The organism is Comamonas testosteroni (assembly GCF_014076415.1).
GTDB classification, from domain to species: domain Bacteria; phylum Pseudomonadota; class Gammaproteobacteria; order Burkholderiales; family Burkholderiaceae_C; genus Comamonas; species Comamonas testosteroni_F.
This window is the reverse complement of the sequence record NZ_CP043568.1, coordinates 1,144,217-1,162,828: the sequence shown is the minus strand read 5'-3', so window position 1 is coordinate 1,162,828 and position 18,612 is coordinate 1,144,217. Positions and strand designations below refer to the sequence as shown.

Below are 18,612 nucleotides of genomic sequence, written 5' to 3'. Positions count from 1 at the left end.
CAACACGGATCAGATCACTGCAAACGGTTTGGGATAGGTGCCGGGCAACAGAATCTCTTTGCCGACCTGGTTGATATTGGTGTGCCCGCAGAAGGCCATGGTGGTGTCCAGCTCCTTGTGGATGATCTGCAGCGCCTTGCTCACGCCGGCCTGGCCATAGGCCCCCAGACCGTAGAGGAAGCTGCGGCCTATCATCGTGCCTTGCGCACCCAGTGCGCGGGCCTTGAGCACGTCCTGACCGCTGCGAATGCCGCCATCCATCCAGACTTCGATGTCCTTGCCCGCAGCCTCTGCAATCGACGGCAAGGCTGCAATCGAAGAAGGCGCGCCGTCAAGCTGACGGCCACCATGGTTGCTGACCACCAGCGCGTCAGCACCGCTTTGCGCTGCCAGGCGCGCATCTTCGGCATCCATCACGCCCTTGAGAATGATCTTGCCGCCCCATAGCTTCTTGATCCATTCCACATCGCTCCAGTTCAGTGACGGATCGAACTGATCTGCCGTCCAGGACGACAGCGAGGACACATCGCCCACACCATCCACATGGCCGACGATATTGCCGAAGCTGCGGCGCTTGGTACCCAGCATTCCCAGGCACCAGTGCGGCTTGGTCGCCAGATTGATGAGGTTTGCCAGCGTGGGCTTGGGCGGGGTGGACAGGCCGTTCTTGATGTCTTTGTGCCGCTGACCCAGGATCTGCAGGTCCAGCGTCACCACCAGCGCCGAGCAGTTGGCCGCCTTGGCGCGATTGATCAAGCGCTCCATGAAGGCCTTGTCGCGCATCACATAGAGCTGGAACCAGAACGGATGGCGATCCGTGTGCTCGGCGATGTCCTCCAGCGAGCAGATGCTCATGGTGGACAGCGTGAACGGCACGCCAAAGGCCTTGGCGGCCTTGGCTCCAAGAATCTCGCCATCGGCATGCTGCATGCCGGTCAGGCCCGTGGGCGCAATCGCCACCGGCATGGCGACCTCCTCGCCGATCATGGTCGTGCGCGTGCTGCGCCCTTCCATGTTCACGGCCACACGCTGACGCAGCTTGATTGACTGGAACTCGTCTTCGTTGGCCCGATACGTGCCCTGGGTATACGAACCCGAATCGGCGTAGTCATAGAACATGCGCGGCACACGACGCTTGGCCACCACACGCAGGTCTTCGATACAGGTGATTTTGGAAAGATCGCTCACGACTTCTAGCCTTGTAATTGGAGTTGAACCCGATGGTAGCCCTCATCGCCGTCATCGGCAGTTCACTATGGTTTGAAGTGATTTATGCCGGTTTTGAAATTTTCTGCAGCGAGGGAAAATCAAGGGCTAATGCTAGGTATGCAAGTCTGTTTGCGCAGCCACCATCCTTGTCACCACAACAAGCAGGAGACAACAGAGATGGTTTGGCAACAGGTCTACGACCCCCTATCGAACATGTGGCTATCCACATTGCTGGCGGCCATTCCGGTCGTGGTGATGCTGGTGGGCCTTGGTTTTCTGCACATGAAAGCCCACCTGGCCGCAGGAGCTGGCCTGATTGCAGCACTGCTGATTGCAGTCTTTGTCTACAACATGCCCGGCGAAATGGCAGGGCGCGCAGCTTTGTTCGGCGGCTTTACCGGGCTGCTGCCCATTGGCTGGATTGTGCTGAACATCATCTTCCTGCACCAGCTGACCGAGCAGAACGGCAGCTTCAAGGTGCTGCAGGATTCACTTTCCGGGATCACCGAAGACCGCCGCATCCAGCTGCTGCTGATTGCCTTTTCTTTCGGTGCCTTTTTCGAGGGCGCTGCCGGCTTCGGCACGCCCGTGGCCGTGACGGCAGCCATCCTGATAGGCCTGGGCTTTTCTCCGCTGGCGGCATCCGGTCTGTCGTTGATCGCCAATACCGCACCCGTGGCCTTTGGCGCCCTCGGCACGCCCGTCATCACGCTGGCCAAGGTCCATGGCTATGATCTGATGGAAGTGACCGCCATGATCGGCCGCCAGCTGCCTTTCTTCTCGGTGCTGGTGCCGTTCTGGCTGATCTGGGCCTTTGCCGGTCGCAAGGGCATGATGGAGATCTGGCCCGCGATTCTGGTCACCGGCCTGTCGTTTGCCATTCCCCAGTACCTGGTCTCCAACTTCATCGGCCCCGAACTCGTGGACATCATTGCTGCCATTGTTTCCATGGCCAGCCTGATCCTGTTCCTGCGCGCCTGGCAGCCCAAGAAGATCTGGACTTCGGCCTCGCTGCGCGGCAAGGATATCAGCGCCTCCGAAGTCAAGCCGCCCCAGCCCGTGGCCAAGCACAGCAGGAACGCGCTGATCGCCGCCTGGACACCCTGGATCATTCTCTCGGTGTTTGTCTTCATCTGGGGCCTGCCGCCGGTCAAGGCCTGGCTCAACAGCCTGTTTGCCCCCGCCTTCCCCATGACGGGCCTGCACAATCTGATCGAGAAAATGCCTCCCGTGGTGCCCCAGCCGACCAAGGAAGGTGCTGTCTACACGCTGAACCTGCTGTCGGCCACCGGAACAGCCATTCTGTTCTCGGCCATCGTCAGTGCCTTCGTCATGAAGTACAACCCGGTGACCATAGTGCGCACCTTCTTCAAGACCACCTGGCTGGTGCGCTACTCGCTGCTGACCATCGTGCTGATGCTGGCCCTGGGCACACTGACACGCTACTCGGGCACAGACACCACCCTGGGCCTGGCCTTTGCCAACACCGGCGTGCTCTACCCCTTCTTCGGCACGCTGATGGGCTGGCTGGGCGTGGCACTCACAGGCTCGGACACGGCGTCCAACGTGCTGTTCGGCGGCATGCAGAAGGTCGCCGCCGACCAACTGGGCCTGTCCCCCAACCTCATGGGCGCCGCCAACAGCTCGGGCGGCGTGATGGGCAAGATGATCGATGCGCAATCCATTGTCGTGGCTTCAACCGCCACACGCTGGTTCAACCGCGAAGGCGACATCCTGCGTTACGTATTCTTCCACTCCATCGCCCTGGCCTGCCTGATGGGCCTGTTCGTCACCATGCAGGCCTATGTCTGGCCGTTCAAGCTGATGGTGAATTGACGCGCTCTCTGAGCCGCCTTGCGGCTTCCCCCCAGGGGGACGGCAACTTCGGCTAGGCGCCCCGCCGCGAGGCGGCAGGGCGCCCAGGCGGGGCCGCCCAGGCGGGGCCGCCCAGGCTCTTGCTCGTTGCCCCAGGGTTACGCCCTGGCGGTTTCGAGCACCGCGCTCCCCCGTCAGGCCGGCAATGAGCTGTCCATAGAAGCCGCAGCGCCCCAGGCCTGCGGTTTTTTTTATGTTCTCAGAATTCCATATCCTCCTTAATTGGTACTACCAATTAATTTCAAAAATCAAGGGAAAACCATGAATTTCAAGACTTATTTCGCTTCATACAATCCATTCCACTTGAAATCGACTGATATTGGTAATACCAATTCAGCAGGCAAGACTGGAATAGCTCAGGCCCGCCTATGGCGCGGCACAGCCGGTTTTGCGCACGGTCATTTTTGAAAATTTGACGGGGAAGCTTCTGGTCGCTCAGGAGGGTTGCCCTCCCCGCATAAATCCAGGAGATCAAGGCAATGCAAGAAATCTGGTCGCAGAACTACGACCCCGCGGGCAATGTGTGGGTGTCGGCGCTGGTGGCGCTGATACCCATCATCTTTTTCTTTCTCGCGCTGACCAAGCTGCGCCTCAAGGGCTATGTGGCGGGCACCATCACGGTGGCGCTGTCCCTGGCCGTGGCGCTGCTCTTCTACCGCATGCCCGTGGCCAATGCGCTGGCGGCAGGCGTCTACGGCTTCTTCTACGGCCTGTGGCCGATTGCCTGGATCATTGTCGCGGCGGTCTTTCTCTACAAGGTCTCGGTCAAGACCGGACAGTTCGACATCATCCGCTCGTCGATTCTCTCGGTCACCGAAGACCAGCGCCTGCAGCTCATCCTGGTGGGCTTTTGCTTCGGTGCCTTCCTTGAGGGAGCCGCCGGGTTCGGCGCCCCCGTGGCCATCACGGCAGCGCTGCTGGTGGGCCTGGGCTTCAGGCCTCTGTATGCAGCGGGCCTGTGCCTGATCGGCAATACCGCCCCCGTGGCCTTTGGCGCCATGGGCATTCCCGTCATCGTGGCCGGTCAGGTCTCGGGCGTCGATGTCATGGCCATCAGCCAGATGGCCGGCCGCCAGCTGCCGTTCATGACCATCATCGTGCTGTTCTGGCTCATGGCCATCATGGACGGCTGGCGCGGCGTGAAGGAAACCTGGCCTGCGGTGCTGGTCGGCGGCGGCAGCTTTGCACTCGGTCAGTTTCTGACGGCCAACTACATAGGCCCCGAACTGCCGGACATCACTTCGGCCATCTTCGCCCTGGTGACACTGACCACTTTTCTCAAGTTCTGGCAGCCCAAGCGCATCTTCCGCTTCGACACCGAGCCGGGCGCAGCCAAGATCCAGACGACGGCCCCCGTCAAGCTGACGACCGGCATGGTGATCAAGGCCTGGTCGCCCTTCATCATCCTCACCGCCATGGTGACCATCTGGAGCCTCAAGCCCTTCAAGGCGCTGTTCGCCTCGGGTGGCGCGCTGTCCGGCACGGTCTTCAGCATTCCCGTGCCCATGCTGCACAATCTGGTGCAGAAAATGGCTCCCGTCGTTGCCACGCCCACGCCTTATGGCGCGGTCTACTCATTCAACTGGCTGTCGGCCACGGGAACCGCGATCCTGATCGCTTCCGTGCTCGCCATTCTTTTGCTGCGCCTCAAGCCAGCCGTGGCAGTCCGGACCCTGGGCGAGACCTTCAAGGAACTGGCACTGCCCATCTACTCCATCGGCATGGTGCTCGCCTTCGCCTTCATCGCCAACTACTCCGGCCTGTCCACCACGCTGGCCATGGCGCTGGCCCATACAGGCAAGGCCTTTGCGTTCTTCTCGCCCTTCCTGGGCTGGGTCGGTGTGTTCCTCACGGGATCCGACACTTCGGCCAATGCGCTGTTCGGCGCCCTGCAGGCCACGACGGCAGCGCAGCTGGGGCTGCCCGAGGTTCTGGCCGTGACGGCCAACACCACCGGCGGCGTGACCGGCAAGATGATCTCGCCCCAGTCCATCGCCATTGCCTGCGCAGCCGTAGGCCTGGCCGGCAAGGAATCGGACCTGTTCCGCTTTACCGTCAAGCACAGCCTGGCCTTCCTGGTGCTCATCGGCATCATCTGCACGCTGCAGGCTTATGTGTTTCCGTGGATGATTCCCACCACCTGAAACTCCTGCCAGACCCCATGCCCGCCATCCGCCTGTCCGACCGCGTTGCCCAGCAATTGCTGGAGCTGATCCAGAGCACCCAGCTCCAGAGCGGCGCAAAGCTACCGACTGAACGGGCGCTGGCCGAGCAACTGGGGGTCTCGCGCACGGCGCTGCGCGAGGCCATACAGAAGCTTGCCAGCCGCGGCGTGCTCGAAAGCCGCGTGGGGGCCGGCACTTTTGTCGGCTCGCGCGTGCCCCTGTGGCACGAGCAGGCCGTCGCACCGCTGGAGTCCTTGCTCCGCGACGACCCCCAATACCGCTACGACGTGCTGGAAGCACGCCAGGCGCTGGAGCTCAGCACCGCCTGGTATGCGGCCCAGCGTGCCACCGACAAGGACAGGGACCGCATCCGCCACTGCTTTGACGACATGCTGCGCCACCAGCAGGCGCACGATGCCGCCAGCGCGGCCCGCTCCGACGCTCAGTTCCATCTGGCAATTGCCGAAGCCTCGCACAATGCCGTGCTGGTGCAGCTCATGGGCAGCCTCTTCGAATTGGTACTGGGTACCGTGGCCCAGAACCGGCGCCTGATGTTCGTGCATGATGATCTCTCGACGCTGGAGCATCTGACTGCGCAGCACCGCAACCTCATGCAGGCCATTGTCGACGGCGAACCAGAGCAGGCCAGAAGCGCCATCGGCCAGCACCTGGCCTATGTTCACGAAAAGCTGTCCGAATCGGATGCCGAAGCGGCCCGACGCAAGCGGCTGGATCGTTTCTCCTCTTCCTCCGCCATTTTTTCATGATCATCTCCTCCACCACCGACTACCGCGCAGCTGCGCAAAAGCGCCTGCCGCCCTTTCTGTTCCACTACCTTGACGGCGGCGCCTATGCCGAGAAGACGCTGGCGCGCAATGTCGACGACCTTGCCGACGTGGCCCTGCGCCAGCGCGTGCTCAAGGACATGAGCCAGCTCGATACCAGCATCGAGCTGTTCGGCGAGAAGTTCTCGATTCCCGTGGCGCTGGCTCCCGTCGGGCTGACCGGCATGTTCGCCCGCCGCGGCGAAGTGCAGGCCGCCATGGCTGCCGACAGGAAGGGCATTCCCTTCACCATGTCCAGCGTCTCGGTCTGCCCCATAGAGGAAGTCGCGCCCAGGCTGGGCCGCCCGATGTGGTTCCAGCTCTATGTCCTCAAGGACCGGGGCTTCATGAAGAATGCGCTGGAGCGTGCCCAGGCTGTGGGCGTCTCCACCCTGGTCTTCACTGTGGACATGCCCGTGCCCGGCGCCCGCTACCGCGATGCGCACTCTGGCATGAGCGGCCCCAACGCCGCCATGCGCCGCTACCTGCAGGCCGTGACCCATCCGCACTGGGCCCTGGACGTGGGCCTGATGGGCCGCCCGCACACGCTGGGCAATATCTCCACCTACAAGGGTCAGAACGTCTCGCTCGAAGACTATATGGGCTATCTGGGCGCGAACTTCGACCCCTCCATCTCCTGGTCGGACCTGGAGTGGATCCGCGACTTCTGGAAGGGACCCATGCTGATCAAAGGCATCCTCGACCCCGAGGACGCCAGGGATGCCGTGCGCTTCGGCGCCGACGGCATCATCGTCTCCAACCATGGCGGGCGCCAACTCGACGGCGTGCTCTCGTCGGCACGCGCCCTGCCTGCCATCGCCGATGCCGTCAAGGGCCAGATCAAGATCCTGGCCGACTCGGGCGTGCGCAACGGCCTGGACATCGTGCGCCTGCTGGCGCTGGGCGCAGACTGCACCATGATAGGCCGCGCCTTCGTCTACGCGCTGGCCGCAGAAGGTGAAGCCGGCGTGACCAACCTGCTGAACCTGCTCGAAAAGGAAATGCGCGTGGCCATGACGCTGACCAGCGTCAAGAACGTCTCGGAGATCACTGGCGATCTGCTGGTACGGGACTGATCCCGCGCAGGCTCCGGCCCTGGGCCGGGCCTTGCGTGGATCATCGCGCCGCGCCCCGCTGCCCCAGCCAGATGCCGCCCAGGACCAGGGCCACGCCAGCCATCTGCACAGCCGTCAGCGTCTGGTCCAGGAATGCCCAGCCCAGCAAAATCGCCGTCAGCGGACTCAGAAAACCCAGCGGGGCCACCATGTTCGGCTCCAGCCGGGCAATGCCGCGAAACCACAGCACATAGGTCAATGCCGCGCCCACCAGACCCAGCCAGGCCAGTCCGATCAGATGGCCCGGTGTGGGCGCCGGAAAATCCGGTCCGGCCCACAGCGCCACCGGCAGCAGCAACAGTCCGCCGGCCGTGAGCTGCCAGGCAGTGAAGGTCAACAGCGGAACGGGAGGACGCCACTTGCGCGTGAGCACCGTGCCGCAGGCCATGGAAACCGCTCCGGCCAGGCCCGCCGCAATGCCCGTAGCATCCAGCCTCACACCAGGCGTGAGCACCAGCAAGGCCACGCCCGCCAGACCGGCCAGGGCTCCCAGCACCGAGGCCGGCCGCAGCGTGCTGCCCAGCACCCAGGACGCAAGAAACACCACCACCAGCGGCTGCACGGCCCCGACGGTGGCGGCCGCCCCTCCCGGCAGGCGGTAGGCCGAGACGAACAGCATGCTCCAGAACACCGAGAAATTGAGCGCTCCCAGAATGAACACCCGCAGCCACCACACGCCCTGCGGCAGGCGCCGTGCAAATGCCAGCAACAACAGGCCTGCGGGCAGCGCGCGCAGCAAGGCCACGGTCATCGCGGGCACCTGCGGCAGCAGCTGCGTGGTGACGATGTAGCTGCTGCCCCAGATGGCGGGTGCCAGCGCCGTCAGCAGCAGATCGTGCGCCTGGGCCTGCCTGGAACCAGACGCAGATTGGCCGGCGCTCATGCGAACTCCAGCACCTGATCCAGCGGCCGGCGTGGCTTCTGCGGCCAGTTTCCGGGCGCAGCACGGCCCACGGTGACGAGCATGACCGGCACCTCCTCGCTCGCCAGACCGAAGCCGGCCGCCACGCCTTCGGCGTCGAAGCCGGTCATCGCACAGGATGCCAGGCCCAGCGCCTGCGCCGCGTGCATCAGCGTCATGGCGCCGAAGCTGGCCGAACGCAGGGCCTCGTCGCGCAGCGCCTGCGCGCTGGCGTACTGCTGCTGCGCGGCCTGCAGCCAGCCCTGCGCCATGGCGGCAGGCAAGAAACCCGCGTCCACAGAGGGCTGCAGCCGTTCGGCCAGCGCCTCGGGGTCGGCCAGCACGCCGCAGACGATGAAGCAGACGGCCGCCTCCTGCACCTTGGCCTGGTCCTGCGCCATGGCGCGCAGTCTGGCCTTGGCCCCAGGCGTGCGCACGGCGATGAAGCGCCAGTTCTGAAGGTTGTAGGCCGTGGGTGCGCGCGTGGCCAGCTGCACCAGCCGTGCTATGTCGGCATCCGCCAGATGATGGGAGGTATCGAAGCGGTTGGCCGAGATGCGCTGCTCGATGAGGGTGAGTGCGGGATGAAGTGTCGTCATGGCATGACTGTAGATAATTCACCCCGAATTGATAATTGGCGATTATCAAAATAAACCATTCACCAACAGAGAAGAATCACATGGACCGACTGACCGCCTTGCAAGTCTTTCATCGCATCGCGCAGTGCGGCAGCTTTGCCGAGGCGGGCCGCAGCCTGGGCCTGTCGCCGGCCGCGATCAGCAAGAACATCGCCGAGCTGGAGGCCCATGTGGGCACGCGCCTCATCCAGCGCACCACGCGACGCATGGCGCTGACGGAAGAAGGCCGCCTGTATCTGGAGCATGTCACGCGGGCTCTGGATGCACTGGCCGATGCAGACTCGGCACTATGCCCGTTCAAGGCTGCGCCCAGCGGCCTGCTCAAGGTCAGCGCGCCCATGACATTCACGCTGACGCAGATCTCTTGCGCCCTCCCCGCCTTCCTGCAGCGCCACCCCGGGCTGCAGCTGGATCTGCACCTGGACGACAGACGCGTCGACATCGTGCGCGAGGGCTTCGATCTGGCCATACGCGGCAGCGACCGGCTCGAGGACTCCTCGCTGATTGCGCGACCGCTGACAACCATGTCGCATGTGCTGTGCGCCGCGCCCGGCTATTTCGAAAAGCGCGGCCGCCCGCACACGCCTGCCGACCTCAACGGCCTGGAGCACATACGCTTCAGCCTATCGGGCCATGCAGATGTCTGGGAATTCGAGCAAGGCGGGCGCATGGAGCGCGTGGCGGTCAATGCGCGCTACTCGGTGTCCTCAAGCCTGGCGGTGCGCGATGCATTGCGCGCGGGCTTTGGCGTCAGCCTGATCCCGCGGCCCTATGTCGAGGAAGACCTGCGCACGGGCCGGTTGCAGGCCGCCCTGGAAGACTGGAGCACGGTGGAGACCACGCTCTACGCCATTTATCCGTCGCGCCAGCATATGACGCCCAAGCTGCGGGTGCTGCTGGACTTTCTGGTAGCGCAGTTCGATTCTGGCAACTGAGCGCCTGGCCGGTTGACCGGCCGGCATTCAACGTCGGCGCTGGCTCTGGATCTGCTCCGGCCCGGCCACCAGGGCACCGGCGCCGCGCACTTCCAGCGCGATGCTGTCCAGCACCTTGCCGGAAGCATCGAGCAGCTCCAGCTTGTGGCGCCCCGGCCAGGGCAGCCAGCCCAGCTGACTGCCGCGCCCCAGCTCGCGCTGCACTTCCCGCATCACGGGTTGCGCATTCTTGTCGGCAGCCGCAGGCGGGCCGTATTGCCGGGTCACCAGGCGCCAGCGCAAGCTGCCGTCACGCCAGTCCTGCTCGGCCGCCATGCCGGCCTGGCGCGCCACCAGCTGCACGCGCTGGCTGTCAGGCGGAATATCGGGGTCCAGCGCCAGAATCGTGCCATTGGCCGGACGCGAGATGCGGACAGCGGTCGCAGCGCTGCCGGACTTGCTGCCCTTTTGTCTGGCTGGGCTTTTCGGCTCTGCGCTGCCAGCGACGTGATCCATGGCAAAAAGGGATTGCTGCGTGCCCTCCACAAACCATTCGCCACGCGTGCTTTCGATGGGCATGGCGCCGCTTGCCAACGCACCGAACTGCACTTGCTGCTGCAGTACGCCAGCGGGCGGCCGGGGTGCACGACTGGACAGATTGCGATGCAGAAAGCCCATGATGTCGGCCCAGATGGGCGCTGCGCCGCTGGTGCCGCTGACTGAATGCATGGCCTCGCCACCCGCATTGCCCACCCAGACGCCCACGGTGTAGCGCTCGGACCAGCCCACGGCCCAGTTGTCGCGCATATCCTTGCTGGTGCCGGTTTTCACGGCCGTCCAGAAGCGCGTGGCCAGCACGCTGTCGGTGCCGAAGGTCGGGGCCCGCGCCATATTGTCGGAGAGAATGTCGCCCACGATAAAGGCCGCCCGCACATCCAGTGCCTGCACCGCGTCGTCGCCGGTTTTGCCGCCGGCCTTGCGGCTTTCAGTCTGAGGCAAGGCCCAGCTCACGGGACGATATTGACCGCCATTGCCCAGTGCCCGATAGGCGTTGGTCAGATTGAGCAGCGCGACCTCGCTGCTGCCCAGCGCCAGGCTGAAGCCGTAGTAGCCCCCGCTTTCGCGCAGCGGCAGACCCAGCCTCTTGAGCTGCTCGAAAAACGCATCGGGCGTGATCATGACCAGCGTGCGCACTGCAGGCACATTGAGCGAGGACGCCAGCGCCGTGCGCGCCGACACCCAGCCCTTGAAGCGCCGGTCGTAGTTCTGCGGAATGTAGAGGCCGTTCTGCGTGGGAATATGGGCCGATGAATCCTCGATCAGCGAAGCGGCCGTGATGCGCTTTTCGGCAATCGCCTGGGCGTAGAGAAAAGGCTTGAGCGTGGAGCCGGGCTGACGCAGCGCGGTGACGCCATCGACCTCGGATGCCTGGCTCAGCGTGCCCGAAGAGCCCACCCAGGCCAGAATCTCGCCTGTTCGGTTGTCCAGCACCACGGCCGCACCATCTTCCACATTGCGGCCCTGCAACTCGCGCAGATGCTGCTGCAGGCTGGCCACGGCAAAGCGCTGCAAGGGTGCGCTCAAGGTTGAGCGCACCTGCTCCTGCCCCCTGTTCTGGGGCAGCGCCAGCCAGCGCCGCGCGAAATGCGAGGCCACGCCCTCGCTGGCCAGCCATTGACGCCGCTGCAGCACACTGGAGGTATAGAGCTGCATGGCCGAACAATCCTTGGCCGCCACATCGTCCGGCACCATCACCTGCAGCACGCCGCAGGCACGCTGGGCCACACGCTCCACCGACGCATTGGGCGCACGCACCAGGGCCGCAGCAATGGCCGCCTCGCGAGCATCCAGCCCATGAGCTGCCTTGCCGTACAGGCTTTGCGACAGCGCAGCTATGCCTACGATCTCGCCGCGGAACGGCACCATGTTCAGATAGGCCTCGAGAATCTGGTCCTTGCGCCAGCGCCTGTCCAGCACCTGGGCCGCCACGGCCTGCCCCACCTTCTGCACCACGCTGCGCCCACCCGGACCCTGACGCCAGTCGCCGTCGAGCAGACCCGCGAGCTGCATGGTGATGGTGCTCGCGCCGCGCGTGCGTGTGTTCCAGAGATTGCCCCACGCAGCTGCGGTGACGGCAGCCCAGTCCACGCCGCTGTGCTCGTAGAAGCGCTTGTCCTCGCTGAGCACCAGGGCCGTGCGCAGTGCCGGCGAGACGTCGGCCAATGCCACCCAGGGCCCGCGGCGCACCGTGCTGTCGGTGCGCAGACGCTGCAGCACCTCGCCCTCGCGCGACAGCAGCAGAGTCTCCGAGGAGCGATGCTCGCTGCGCACCTCGTCGTAGCTGGGCACGGCATGGCTGCTGGCGGCAAGACCCAGCCACAGGGCGGCCGTCATGCCGACGGCCCGCCAGGACTGTTTCACTCTCGGGGGCTGGAAATACCGCTGAATGCCTTGTTCCATGTCGTTGTGCGCTGTTGGAAGTCAGCAGGCATTGTCCCAAAGATGGCCCGGCAAACAGACTGCTCAGACAAGCGGCAACAAAAAAGCGGCTTCTGCGAGCCGCTTTTTTGCCGAAGTCACTGCCTCTCGGAGCGTGTTTACGTTTTCAGCCCGTGAACTTCTTGATCTTGAACGCCAGTATCACCATCAGCACGCCGAAGATCACGGCATAGGTCGCCAGCACCCACAGCATGGCCATCATGCCCGCACCGGGCTGCATCAGCACGAAGATGCCGAAGAGCACCGACAGCAGCCCACCGAGCACCAGCAGCCATTCGCCCTGAATTTCCTTGCGCAGACGCAGCGCCGCGACGATCTGCAGCACACCGGTCATCAGAGCCCAGACACCGATATAGATGGTCAGCACCAATGCGGTGATCGCCGGGTTGATGACCGTGAGCACCCCCACCACCACACCGGTCAGCCCCCACAGCAGAACCAGCCACCAGTGACGCGACTGCTGGCGGCTCTTGATGGCGGTGTAGATGCCCAGCAGGCCGTCGACAAACACATAGGCGCCAAACACCAGCACCAGTGCGGCAGCGGATGCTGCGGGCTGCATCCAGGTCAGCACGCCGAAGATGATGGCGGCGGCGCCGCGCAACAACAGCACCCACCAGCTACGGTGCAGCATGATGGACATGGACGGAATTTCTACAGGCATGAAGACTCCTCTCTTTTAGAACGTGTTTACGTTCTCAGGGTTTCACAACAGTGCGACTTGTGCAGCCACTCGTCTCTCGACTTCAGCTCCGACCCTAGCAAGAAGCACAGCCCAGCGTCAACATCACCGGCTGGTGGTCGGACGCCTCTGTGGTGCTGTCCACACGCCAGGCCTGCACATGCTGGCACAGGCTGTCGCTCACCCACAGCAGATCGCAGGCCCCGGGCTCGGCGCCCCAGGTCCGGTCCACCAGTCTGAAGGTGGGGGGCTGCGGCTGGCCGGGGTGCAGCACATCCCAGCTATTGCGCCACTGCCCGGCCTGCAGACAGCCTTGCTCACCGGCAGCCCAAGGTGCGGACAGAACGGCATATTCGGGCTCGTGCGGCTCGAAGTTGAAGTCCCCGCAAAGCACGGCATGACGGGTATGCGGCTTGGTCTGGTAGGGCGAGCCGTCACTGGCCGGCTGCGGCGGGGCATCGGCCAGTGCGCAGGCCTGCATCTGCAGGGCGCGCAGAGCGCCAGCCTGGGCCATGCGCTGGCGCTTCGAAAAGTACTCGAGGTGCGTGGTCATGACGCGCACCGGCCCCAGTGCCGCGTCAGCGACCGTGACCACCGAGCACATGCGCTGCATGCAGCGCACATCGGCATCGGCCGGCATGGGCAGCGGATGGTGCTGCACCTGCAGCAGCGGCAGGCGAGTGGCGACCAGATTGCCAAAGCGCTGATGTCCCCGGGGTGTGAACTCGTCGACCGAGGCACCAAAGACAATCTGCCAGCCCGGCAACAGCGCCTTCAGCTCGGCAGGCTGATCGCCGGGCCGCCCTTGCAGATCGGGGTAGTTGACGGCGATCTCCTCCAGGCACAGCACATCCAGTCCGCCGGCCTGCTCGCCCATTTGCAGCGCGTGGCGCACGATGCGTTCCACACTGACCTGTCCATCCATGCCGCAGCACCATTGCACATTCCAGCTCAGGATATTCATCTTGTCGCTTCTTTCCACATTGAAAATGACTGCAGCACCTGCCTGCGCAGCGCTGGCAGCCGATCAGGCCAGGGCCTCGCGCAGCTGGAACACATTGCCTTCGCTGTCCATGGCATTGCAGACCACAAAGCCGGGGCCTTGCCAGCGCTCGTCGAACACCTGTCCGCCCAGCGCCTGCGCGACGCTTGCGGCCTCGGCGATCGCGGGCACGGTGACGAAGAACTTGAGCGCCACATCGGCACGGCGCTGCGGCGGCTTGCCGATCCGGACCCGCGCGGCAATCTCGGCAGGCAGTGCGTGAATCAGCAGTTGCAGGGCGACGGACTCCAGCACGATGATGTGCTCATCCTCATGCAGCCGCTGCATGCCCAGAACCTGCTCATAGAAACTTGCCAGACTCTGGAAATCCTTGGCATAAATCAGCACACCAGCAGCAGCGGGACCAGGCATTGTCAACTCCCCAAATGGTTTGACTGTATCCCAGTCACTTGATTCCCGCGCGCATGAAGCTCTGCACGAACTGGCGCTGGAACAGCAGGAATGCAATAAGCAGCGGCCCTGAAGTCATCAGGGTGGCGGCGCAGATGATCGACCATTCCACGCCCGACTCCACGCTGGAGAAAACCTGCAGCCCTACGGTGAGCGGACGCGCCTGCACGCTGTTGGTGATGATCAGAGGCCAGAGAAAATTATTCCAGTGAAAGCTCACAGAAACCAGCGCAAACGCGGTGTAGACCGGCCTGGCCAGCGGTACGTAGACACGCCAGAGAATCTGCAGCGTGCTGGCACCTTCCACGCGTGCGGCCTCGTCCAGCTCACGGGGTATGCCCATAAAGGTCTGGCGCAGCAAAAAGATGGCAAAGGCCGAGGCGAAATACGGCAGGCCTATGCCCGCCAGGGTATCGACTGCGCCCAGCCCGGACATGGTCTGATAGTTCGCCACCAGCAGAATGTCCGGCATGATCATCAGCTGCACCAGCACCAGTGCAAACGCCACATTGCTGCCGCGAAAGCGCAAGCGCGCAAAGGCAAATGCAGCCAGCGTGGACAGTAGCAGCTGCACCGCCAAGATCATGGCCACCAGCAAGATGGTGTTGAGAAAATAGCGCGCAAACGGCGCGGCGTCCCAGGCATGGCGGAAGTTCTGCAGCGTCCAGGGCGCGGACAGATCGAGGCGCGTGGACGCATCGGACGGATGAAACGCCGTCCAGACCGCATAGGCCAGCGGCAGCAGCCACAGCAGCGCCAGCGTCCAGGCGGCCAGGGTGTCCAGCCAGGAAGCGCCATAAAAACTCACGCCCCGGCCTGCCCTGGCGCTCCTGCGCGCCGATGGAAATGCAGCAGCTGTCATTGATAGTGCACCTTTTTGTCCAGCACGAAGAACTGGAACAGCGCCACGGCAGCCAGCACCACGACCAACACCACGGTGATGGCCGCGGCATAGCCGGTATCCCAGAACTTGAAGCCCACCTCGTAGAGGTGATAGAGCAGCAGCGTGGAGGCATTGTCCGGCCCGCCGCGCGTGAGAATGAACACATGGTCCACCAGCCGGAAGGCATTGATCACGGCGTTGACCAGAATGAACAGTGTGGTCGGCATGAGCAGCGGCCACTGCACGCGGCGCAGGAAATACCAGCGCGATGCGCCTTCGATGACCGCCGCTTCCTTGAGGCTGGGATTGAGAGTCTGCAGCGCGGCCAGATAGAAGATCATGAAGAAGCCTGCCTCCTTCCACACCGCCACCAGCGTGATGCAGGCCAGGGCCGTGGATGGATCGCCCAGCCAGTTGTGCGCGCCCAGGCCCAGAGCACCGCGCACCTGCTCCAGCAATCCGTACTGCGGCGTGTAGAAAAACAGCCAGATATTGGCCACGGCAATCATGGGCAGCACCGTGGGCGTGAAATACGCCATGCGCAGCAAGGCCCGCCCCGCGAGCTTCTCGTTGACCCACAGCGCCATCAGCAAGGCCAGCCCCATGGACAGCGGAATGGTGGCGGCGGCAAACCAGAGGTTGTTGCGCACGGCCTGCCAGAACACGGGGTCGTCGACCATGAGCACATAGTTGTCCAACCCTACCCATTCGCCGGACTGGCCGCCACGCCCCGTGGCATGCAGGCTGTCGATCAACGTGGACAAGGCCGGCCAATGTGTAAAGCCCAGCAGCAGCACCAGCGCCGGCATGAGCAGCAGCCAGGCATGCACGGCCTGCTTTCGCGCTGCGGCCTGCGCCAGCCTGCTGGCGGCCCTGGATGACAAGGGAGCCGACATGGCGCCCTTGCCGGTTTCAAGCGCCGGACTGCTCATTACTTGTAGCGACGCAGGATGCGGTCGGATTCCTTCTGCGCGTCGTCCATGGCCTGGGCAGCGGTCTTGGTGCCGTTCAGGGCCGCCTGAATCGCATCGTTGAGCACCTTGGTCACGCGCTGGTTCTCATGGGTGGAGTATTCGGCCACCGACACGGGCAGTTGATCGCGCGCCACCAGGGCCTGGGGAAATTCCTGGCCATACTTCTTGAGCACGGGCGTCTCGTAAGCTGCAGGCGAGACAGCCACATAGCCGCTGTCCATGCTCCACTGCGCTGCACGTTCGGGCTGGGTCACCCATTTGGCAAACTCGAACGCAGCCTGCTGCTGCTCCCTGGGCGCATTCTTGAAAATGTAGAAATTGCCTCCGCCCGTGGGCGAGCCCTTGCGGACATTGCCGGCGATCTGGCCCACGCCGAAGTCGAACTTGGCATTGGCGCGGATATTGGTGAGATTGCCTGTGGTCGTCACGATGATGGCGGCCTTCTTTTCCATGAAGTCCCTGGGCGTCGTGCCCCACTCCACCACACCTGCAGGGTGCACGCCGTCCTTGACCAGGCTGACCCAGAAGTTCAGCGCTTCCACCACCTTGGGGTGGTTGAGCATGACGCGGGTGCCGGACTTGTTGGCCAGCAGCACATCATTGGGTGTGGTCAGAGTCTGCAGCATCCAGTAGCCAAAGCCGGTGGACGGAATTTGGATGCCGTATTGCACGACCTTGCCGCTGGCGTCCTTCCTGGTCAGCTTGTGAGCGGCCTCCTTGAGTTCCTTCCAGTTCTGGGGCGCCTTATCGGGGTTCAGGCCGGCCTCCCTGAAAGCTTCCTTGTTGTAGTACATCACCACGGTGGAGCGCTGAAAGGGCACGCCCCAGGTCTTGCCACCGGTCTGGCTGTTGGCCATGAAGGCCGGATAAAAGCCCTTGAGCCAGGCCTTGTCGGCATCGGTCTTCACGAAGTCGTCAATGGGCGCAATCGCGCCTTCGTCCATCAACGTGAACATATCGGTGGATAGCAGCACCGAGGTCGCAGGCGCCTTGCCGGCCTTGTGCGCCGTCAGCGCCTTGACGATGGTTTCCTGATAGGTGCCCGCATAGATGGGCGTGAGCTTGTACTGCGGATGCGCCTTGTTGAAGTCTGCCGCATAACCGTCTATCACCTTGGCGATGGGGCCGCCCACGGCCACGGGGTAATAGAAAGGCACTTCCAGCGGGGACTGAGCAAGAGCAGTGCCCGCCATGCCAAGGCTGGCGGCAGCGGCGATCACGCCATGAACAAAGGTTTGACGACGCATGGGATCTCTCCTCGAGAATTGCAGACAATGGGAAACGCTGACAGCTCAGGCTGCAGCCAGCAAAGAGCGGGCGGAGTCCACCGCCTGCCCGCAAACATGAATGCGCCCACCCTGCGCATCGAACCAGTGCGCAGCCTGCTGTGGCCAGCACAGGACCACGCCTTGTCCGGGCCGCAGATCGGCATGGGCATGGCCGGGCACACGCGCCGTCAGCAGTTCGCTGCCCACCAGGCAGCGCAGCACCAGATCGGCACCCAGATATTCAAAGCCCTGCACAGTGGCCGGAATGCCGTTGCCCAGGCCCTCGTTGCCGCCGTCGGCATCAAGTGCCACGGAAATCACCTCGGGCCGCACGCCCAGCGATTGTGGATAGGCGCTGCCAGCCACCAGATCCGGAGCTACGGCCACATCGCTGCCGGCAATCCGGTTGCCTTGCAGGGCAACGATGTTCATGGCGGGCGTGCCGATAAAGCGCGCGGCAAACGTGGTTGCGGGCCGGGCATAGATTTCACGCGGCCCGGCAGCCTGTTCCACCAGGCCCTTGTTGAGCAGCACCACCTGATCGGCCATGCTCATGGCCTCGGCCTGGTCGTGGGTCACATAGACCACCGTGAGACCCAGACGCTGCTGCAGCTCGCGCAGCTCGGCGCGCATTTCCTGGCGCAGCTGGGCATCGAGGTTGGACAACGGCTCGTCCATCAGGCAGACCCTGGCCTGCGCCACCAGCGCTCGGCCCAGCGCCACGCGTTGCTGCTGGCCGCCCGAGAGTTGCCCGGGCCGACGCTCCAGCAGCGCCGTCAGCCCCAGCAGCTCTGCCGTTTGCCTGAGACGCTGCTCGCGCTCGGCCTTGCCAACCTTGCGCACCTGCAGACCGAACTGGATGTTGTCTGCCACGCTCAGATGCGGGAACAGCGCATAGTTCTGGAACACCATGGCAATGCCGCGCTCTGCAGGCGGCATATGGGTGACGTCGCGACCATCGATGCGCACCGACCCCGAGGTGGGCATGTCCAGCCCGGCAATCATGCGCAAGGTGGTGGATTTGCCGCAGCCCGAAGGGCCGAGCAGGACGCAAAACGAGCCTGGTTCAATGCGCAGATTCACGGCATGCAGGGCCGTGGCGTCACCCCAGGATTTGGCGACGTTCTCCAGCTCGATCAAAGACATCGCGCCAGTCTAGAAAGACTGGATGACAGCCGCGTGTCAACCCAGATCCAACCAAATAAAACAGGA

At 63.8% G+C, this 18,612-nt stretch carries 17 protein-coding genes; 6 read left to right on the top strand and 11 right to left on the bottom strand.

Annotated elements, in window-relative coordinates; all coding sequences use genetic code 11:
* Nucleotides 1–9: 9 nt before the first annotated feature.
* Entirely contained in the window at nt 10–1,188 is a 1,179-nt protein-coding gene (locus tag F0P97_RS05250; RefSeq protein WP_182285904.1) for an alpha-hydroxy acid oxidase, read from the bottom strand.
* Between the two features lie 198 nt (nt 1,189–1,386).
* On the opposite strand from F0P97_RS05250, the gene F0P97_RS05245 reads away from it, so the two are divergent.
* The 5 genes from F0P97_RS05245 to lldD all read left to right on the top strand — a co-directional run bounded on the left by F0P97_RS05245 (nt 1,387) and on the right by lldD (nt 7,149).
* On the top strand, nt 1,387–3,045 hold the full coding sequence (locus F0P97_RS05245) for an L-lactate permease (protein WP_182285903.1): 1,659 nt from the start codon (nt 1,387–1,389) through the stop codon (nt 3,043–3,045).
* A gap of 300 nt (nt 3,046–3,345) precedes the next feature.
* Nucleotides 3,346–3,492 carry a hypothetical protein gene (locus tag F0P97_RS05240; protein WP_182285902.1) on the top strand — a complete coding sequence of 49 codons (147 nt, stop codon included), beginning with the start codon at nt 3,346–3,348 and terminating at the stop codon, nt 3,490–3,492.
* Between the two features lie 71 nt (nt 3,493–3,563).
* A complete protein-coding gene (gene lldP, locus F0P97_RS05235) occupies nt 3,564–5,228 on the top strand; it encodes an L-lactate permease (RefSeq protein ID WP_182285901.1) in 1,665 nt (554 codons plus the stop codon).
* A gap of 17 nt (nt 5,229–5,245) precedes the next feature.
* Nucleotides 5,246–6,016, top strand: coding sequence for a transcriptional regulator LldR (gene lldR / locus F0P97_RS05230; protein ID WP_182287109.1), 771 nt, complete (start codon nt 5,246–5,248; stop codon nt 6,014–6,016).
* A complete protein-coding gene (gene lldD, locus F0P97_RS05225) occupies nt 6,013–7,149 on the top strand; it encodes an FMN-dependent L-lactate dehydrogenase LldD (RefSeq protein ID WP_182285900.1) in 1,137 nt (378 codons plus the stop codon). Before lldR ends, lldD begins: the two co-directional genes overlap by 4 nt.
* Nucleotides 7,150–7,189: 40 nt before the next feature.
* Here the strand turns inward: lldD and F0P97_RS05220 are convergent, their stop codons facing one another.
* A complete protein-coding gene (locus F0P97_RS05220) occupies nt 7,190–8,071 on the bottom strand; it encodes an EamA family transporter (protein ID WP_182285899.1) in 882 nt (293 codons plus the stop codon).
* The gene (locus F0P97_RS05215) at nt 8,068–8,688 is read right to left on the bottom strand and encodes a nitroreductase family protein (RefSeq protein WP_182285898.1); all 621 of its coding nucleotides are present in this window, start codon (nt 8,686–8,688) and stop codon (nt 8,068–8,070) included. Before F0P97_RS05215 ends, F0P97_RS05220 begins: the two co-directional genes overlap by 4 nt.
* An 80-nt stretch (nt 8,689–8,768) precedes the next feature.
* Here F0P97_RS05215 and F0P97_RS05210 point away from each other — a divergent pair, with 80 nt between their 5' ends.
* Nucleotides 8,769–9,662 (top strand): LysR family transcriptional regulator, encoded by an 894-nt coding sequence (locus tag F0P97_RS05210; RefSeq protein ID WP_182285897.1) that lies wholly within the window; start codon nt 8,769–8,771, stop codon nt 9,660–9,662.
* A 27-nt stretch (nt 9,663–9,689) separates the two neighbouring features.
* Here F0P97_RS05210 and pbpC read toward each other — a convergent pair whose 3' ends face one another.
* The 8 genes from pbpC to F0P97_RS05170 form a co-directional block, all read right to left on the bottom strand.
* Nucleotides 9,690–12,101 carry a penicillin-binding protein 1C gene (gene pbpC / locus F0P97_RS05205; RefSeq protein WP_182285896.1) on the bottom strand — a complete coding sequence of 804 codons (2,412 nt, stop codon included), beginning with the start codon at nt 12,099–12,101 and terminating at the stop codon, nt 9,690–9,692.
* A gap of 145 nt (nt 12,102–12,246) precedes the next feature.
* Complete coding sequence (locus tag F0P97_RS05200) at nt 12,247–12,804, bottom strand: HdeD family acid-resistance protein (RefSeq protein ID WP_182285895.1); 558 nt, start codon at nt 12,802–12,804, stop codon at nt 12,247–12,249.
* Nucleotides 12,805–12,898: 94 nt separating this feature from the next.
* Nucleotides 12,899–13,786: an endonuclease/exonuclease/phosphatase family protein gene (locus F0P97_RS05195; RefSeq protein ID WP_182285894.1), complete on the bottom strand. Its 888-nt coding sequence runs from the start codon at nt 13,784–13,786 to the stop codon at nt 12,899–12,901.
* A 63-nt stretch (nt 13,787–13,849) separates the two neighbouring features.
* Complete coding sequence (locus F0P97_RS05190; protein WP_182285893.1) at nt 13,850–14,236, bottom strand: VOC family protein; 387 nt, start codon at nt 14,234–14,236, stop codon at nt 13,850–13,852.
* Between the two features lie 34 nt (nt 14,237–14,270).
* Nucleotides 14,271–15,137, bottom strand: coding sequence for a carbohydrate ABC transporter permease (locus tag F0P97_RS05185; RefSeq protein ID WP_182285892.1), 867 nt, complete (start codon nt 15,135–15,137; stop codon nt 14,271–14,273).
* Nucleotides 15,134–16,090, bottom strand: a complete 957-nt coding sequence (locus tag F0P97_RS05180; RefSeq protein ID WP_232538130.1) for a carbohydrate ABC transporter permease — start codon at nt 16,088–16,090, stop codon at nt 15,134–15,136. The genes F0P97_RS05185 and F0P97_RS05180 overlap by 4 nt, the downstream gene beginning before the upstream one ends.
* Nucleotides 16,090–17,379 (bottom strand): ABC transporter substrate-binding protein, encoded by a 1,290-nt coding sequence (locus F0P97_RS05175; protein ID WP_182285891.1) that lies wholly within the window; start codon nt 17,377–17,379, stop codon nt 16,090–16,092. The genes F0P97_RS05180 and F0P97_RS05175 overlap by 1 nt, the downstream gene beginning before the upstream one ends.
* A gap of 45 nt (nt 17,380–17,424) precedes the next feature.
* Nucleotides 17,425–18,546, bottom strand: a complete 1,122-nt coding sequence (locus F0P97_RS05170; protein WP_182285890.1) for an ABC transporter ATP-binding protein — start codon at nt 18,544–18,546, stop codon at nt 17,425–17,427.
* Nucleotides 18,547–18,612 lie beyond the last annotated feature (66 nt).

What these genes read in the sequence shown, in the direction of transcription:
- F0P97_RS05245 (WP_182285903.1), top strand. Translation starts at nt 1,387, where the DNA reads ATGGTTTGGCAACAGGTCTACGACCCCCTATCGAACATGTGGCTATCC.
- F0P97_RS05240 (WP_182285902.1), top strand. Translation starts at nt 3,346, where the DNA reads ATGAATTTCAAGACTTATTTCGCTTCATACAATCCATTCCACTTGAAA.
- lldP (WP_182285901.1), top strand. Translation starts at nt 3,564, where the DNA reads ATGCAAGAAATCTGGTCGCAGAACTACGACCCCGCGGGCAATGTGTGG.
- lldR (WP_182287109.1), top strand. Translation starts at nt 5,246, where the DNA reads ATGCCCGCCATCCGCCTGTCCGACCGCGTTGCCCAGCAATTGCTGGAG.
- lldD (WP_182285900.1), top strand. Translation starts at nt 6,013, where the DNA reads ATGATCATCTCCTCCACCACCGACTACCGCGCAGCTGCGCAAAAGCGC.
- F0P97_RS05220 (WP_182285899.1), bottom strand. Translation starts at nt 8,071, where the DNA reads ATGAGCGCCGGCCAATCTGCGTCTGGTTCCAGGCAGGCCCAGGCGCAC.
- F0P97_RS05215 (WP_182285898.1), bottom strand. Translation starts at nt 8,688, where the DNA reads ATGACGACACTTCATCCCGCACTCACCCTCATCGAGCAGCGCATCTCG.
- F0P97_RS05210 (WP_182285897.1), top strand. Translation starts at nt 8,769, where the DNA reads ATGGACCGACTGACCGCCTTGCAAGTCTTTCATCGCATCGCGCAGTGC.
- pbpC (WP_182285896.1), bottom strand. Translation starts at nt 12,101, where the DNA reads ATGGAACAAGGCATTCAGCGGTATTTCCAGCCCCCGAGAGTGAAACAG.
- F0P97_RS05200 (WP_182285895.1), bottom strand. Translation starts at nt 12,804, where the DNA reads ATGCCTGTAGAAATTCCGTCCATGTCCATCATGCTGCACCGTAGCTGG.
- F0P97_RS05195 (WP_182285894.1), bottom strand. Translation starts at nt 13,786, where the DNA reads ATGAATATCCTGAGCTGGAATGTGCAATGGTGCTGCGGCATGGATGGA.
- F0P97_RS05190 (WP_182285893.1), bottom strand. Translation starts at nt 14,236, where the DNA reads ATGCCTGGTCCCGCTGCTGCTGGTGTGCTGATTTATGCCAAGGATTTC.
- F0P97_RS05185 (WP_182285892.1), bottom strand. Translation starts at nt 15,137, where the DNA reads ATGACAGCTGCTGCATTTCCATCGGCGCGCAGGAGCGCCAGGGCAGGC.
- F0P97_RS05180 (WP_232538130.1), bottom strand. Translation starts at nt 16,090, where the DNA reads ATGAGCAGTCCGGCGCTTGAAACCGGCAAGGGCGCCATGTCGGCTCCC.
- F0P97_RS05175 (WP_182285891.1), bottom strand. Translation starts at nt 17,379, where the DNA reads ATGCGTCGTCAAACCTTTGTTCATGGCGTGATCGCCGCTGCCGCCAGC.
- F0P97_RS05170 (WP_182285890.1), bottom strand. Translation starts at nt 18,546, where the DNA reads ATGTCTTTGATCGAGCTGGAGAACGTCGCCAAATCCTGGGGTGACGCC.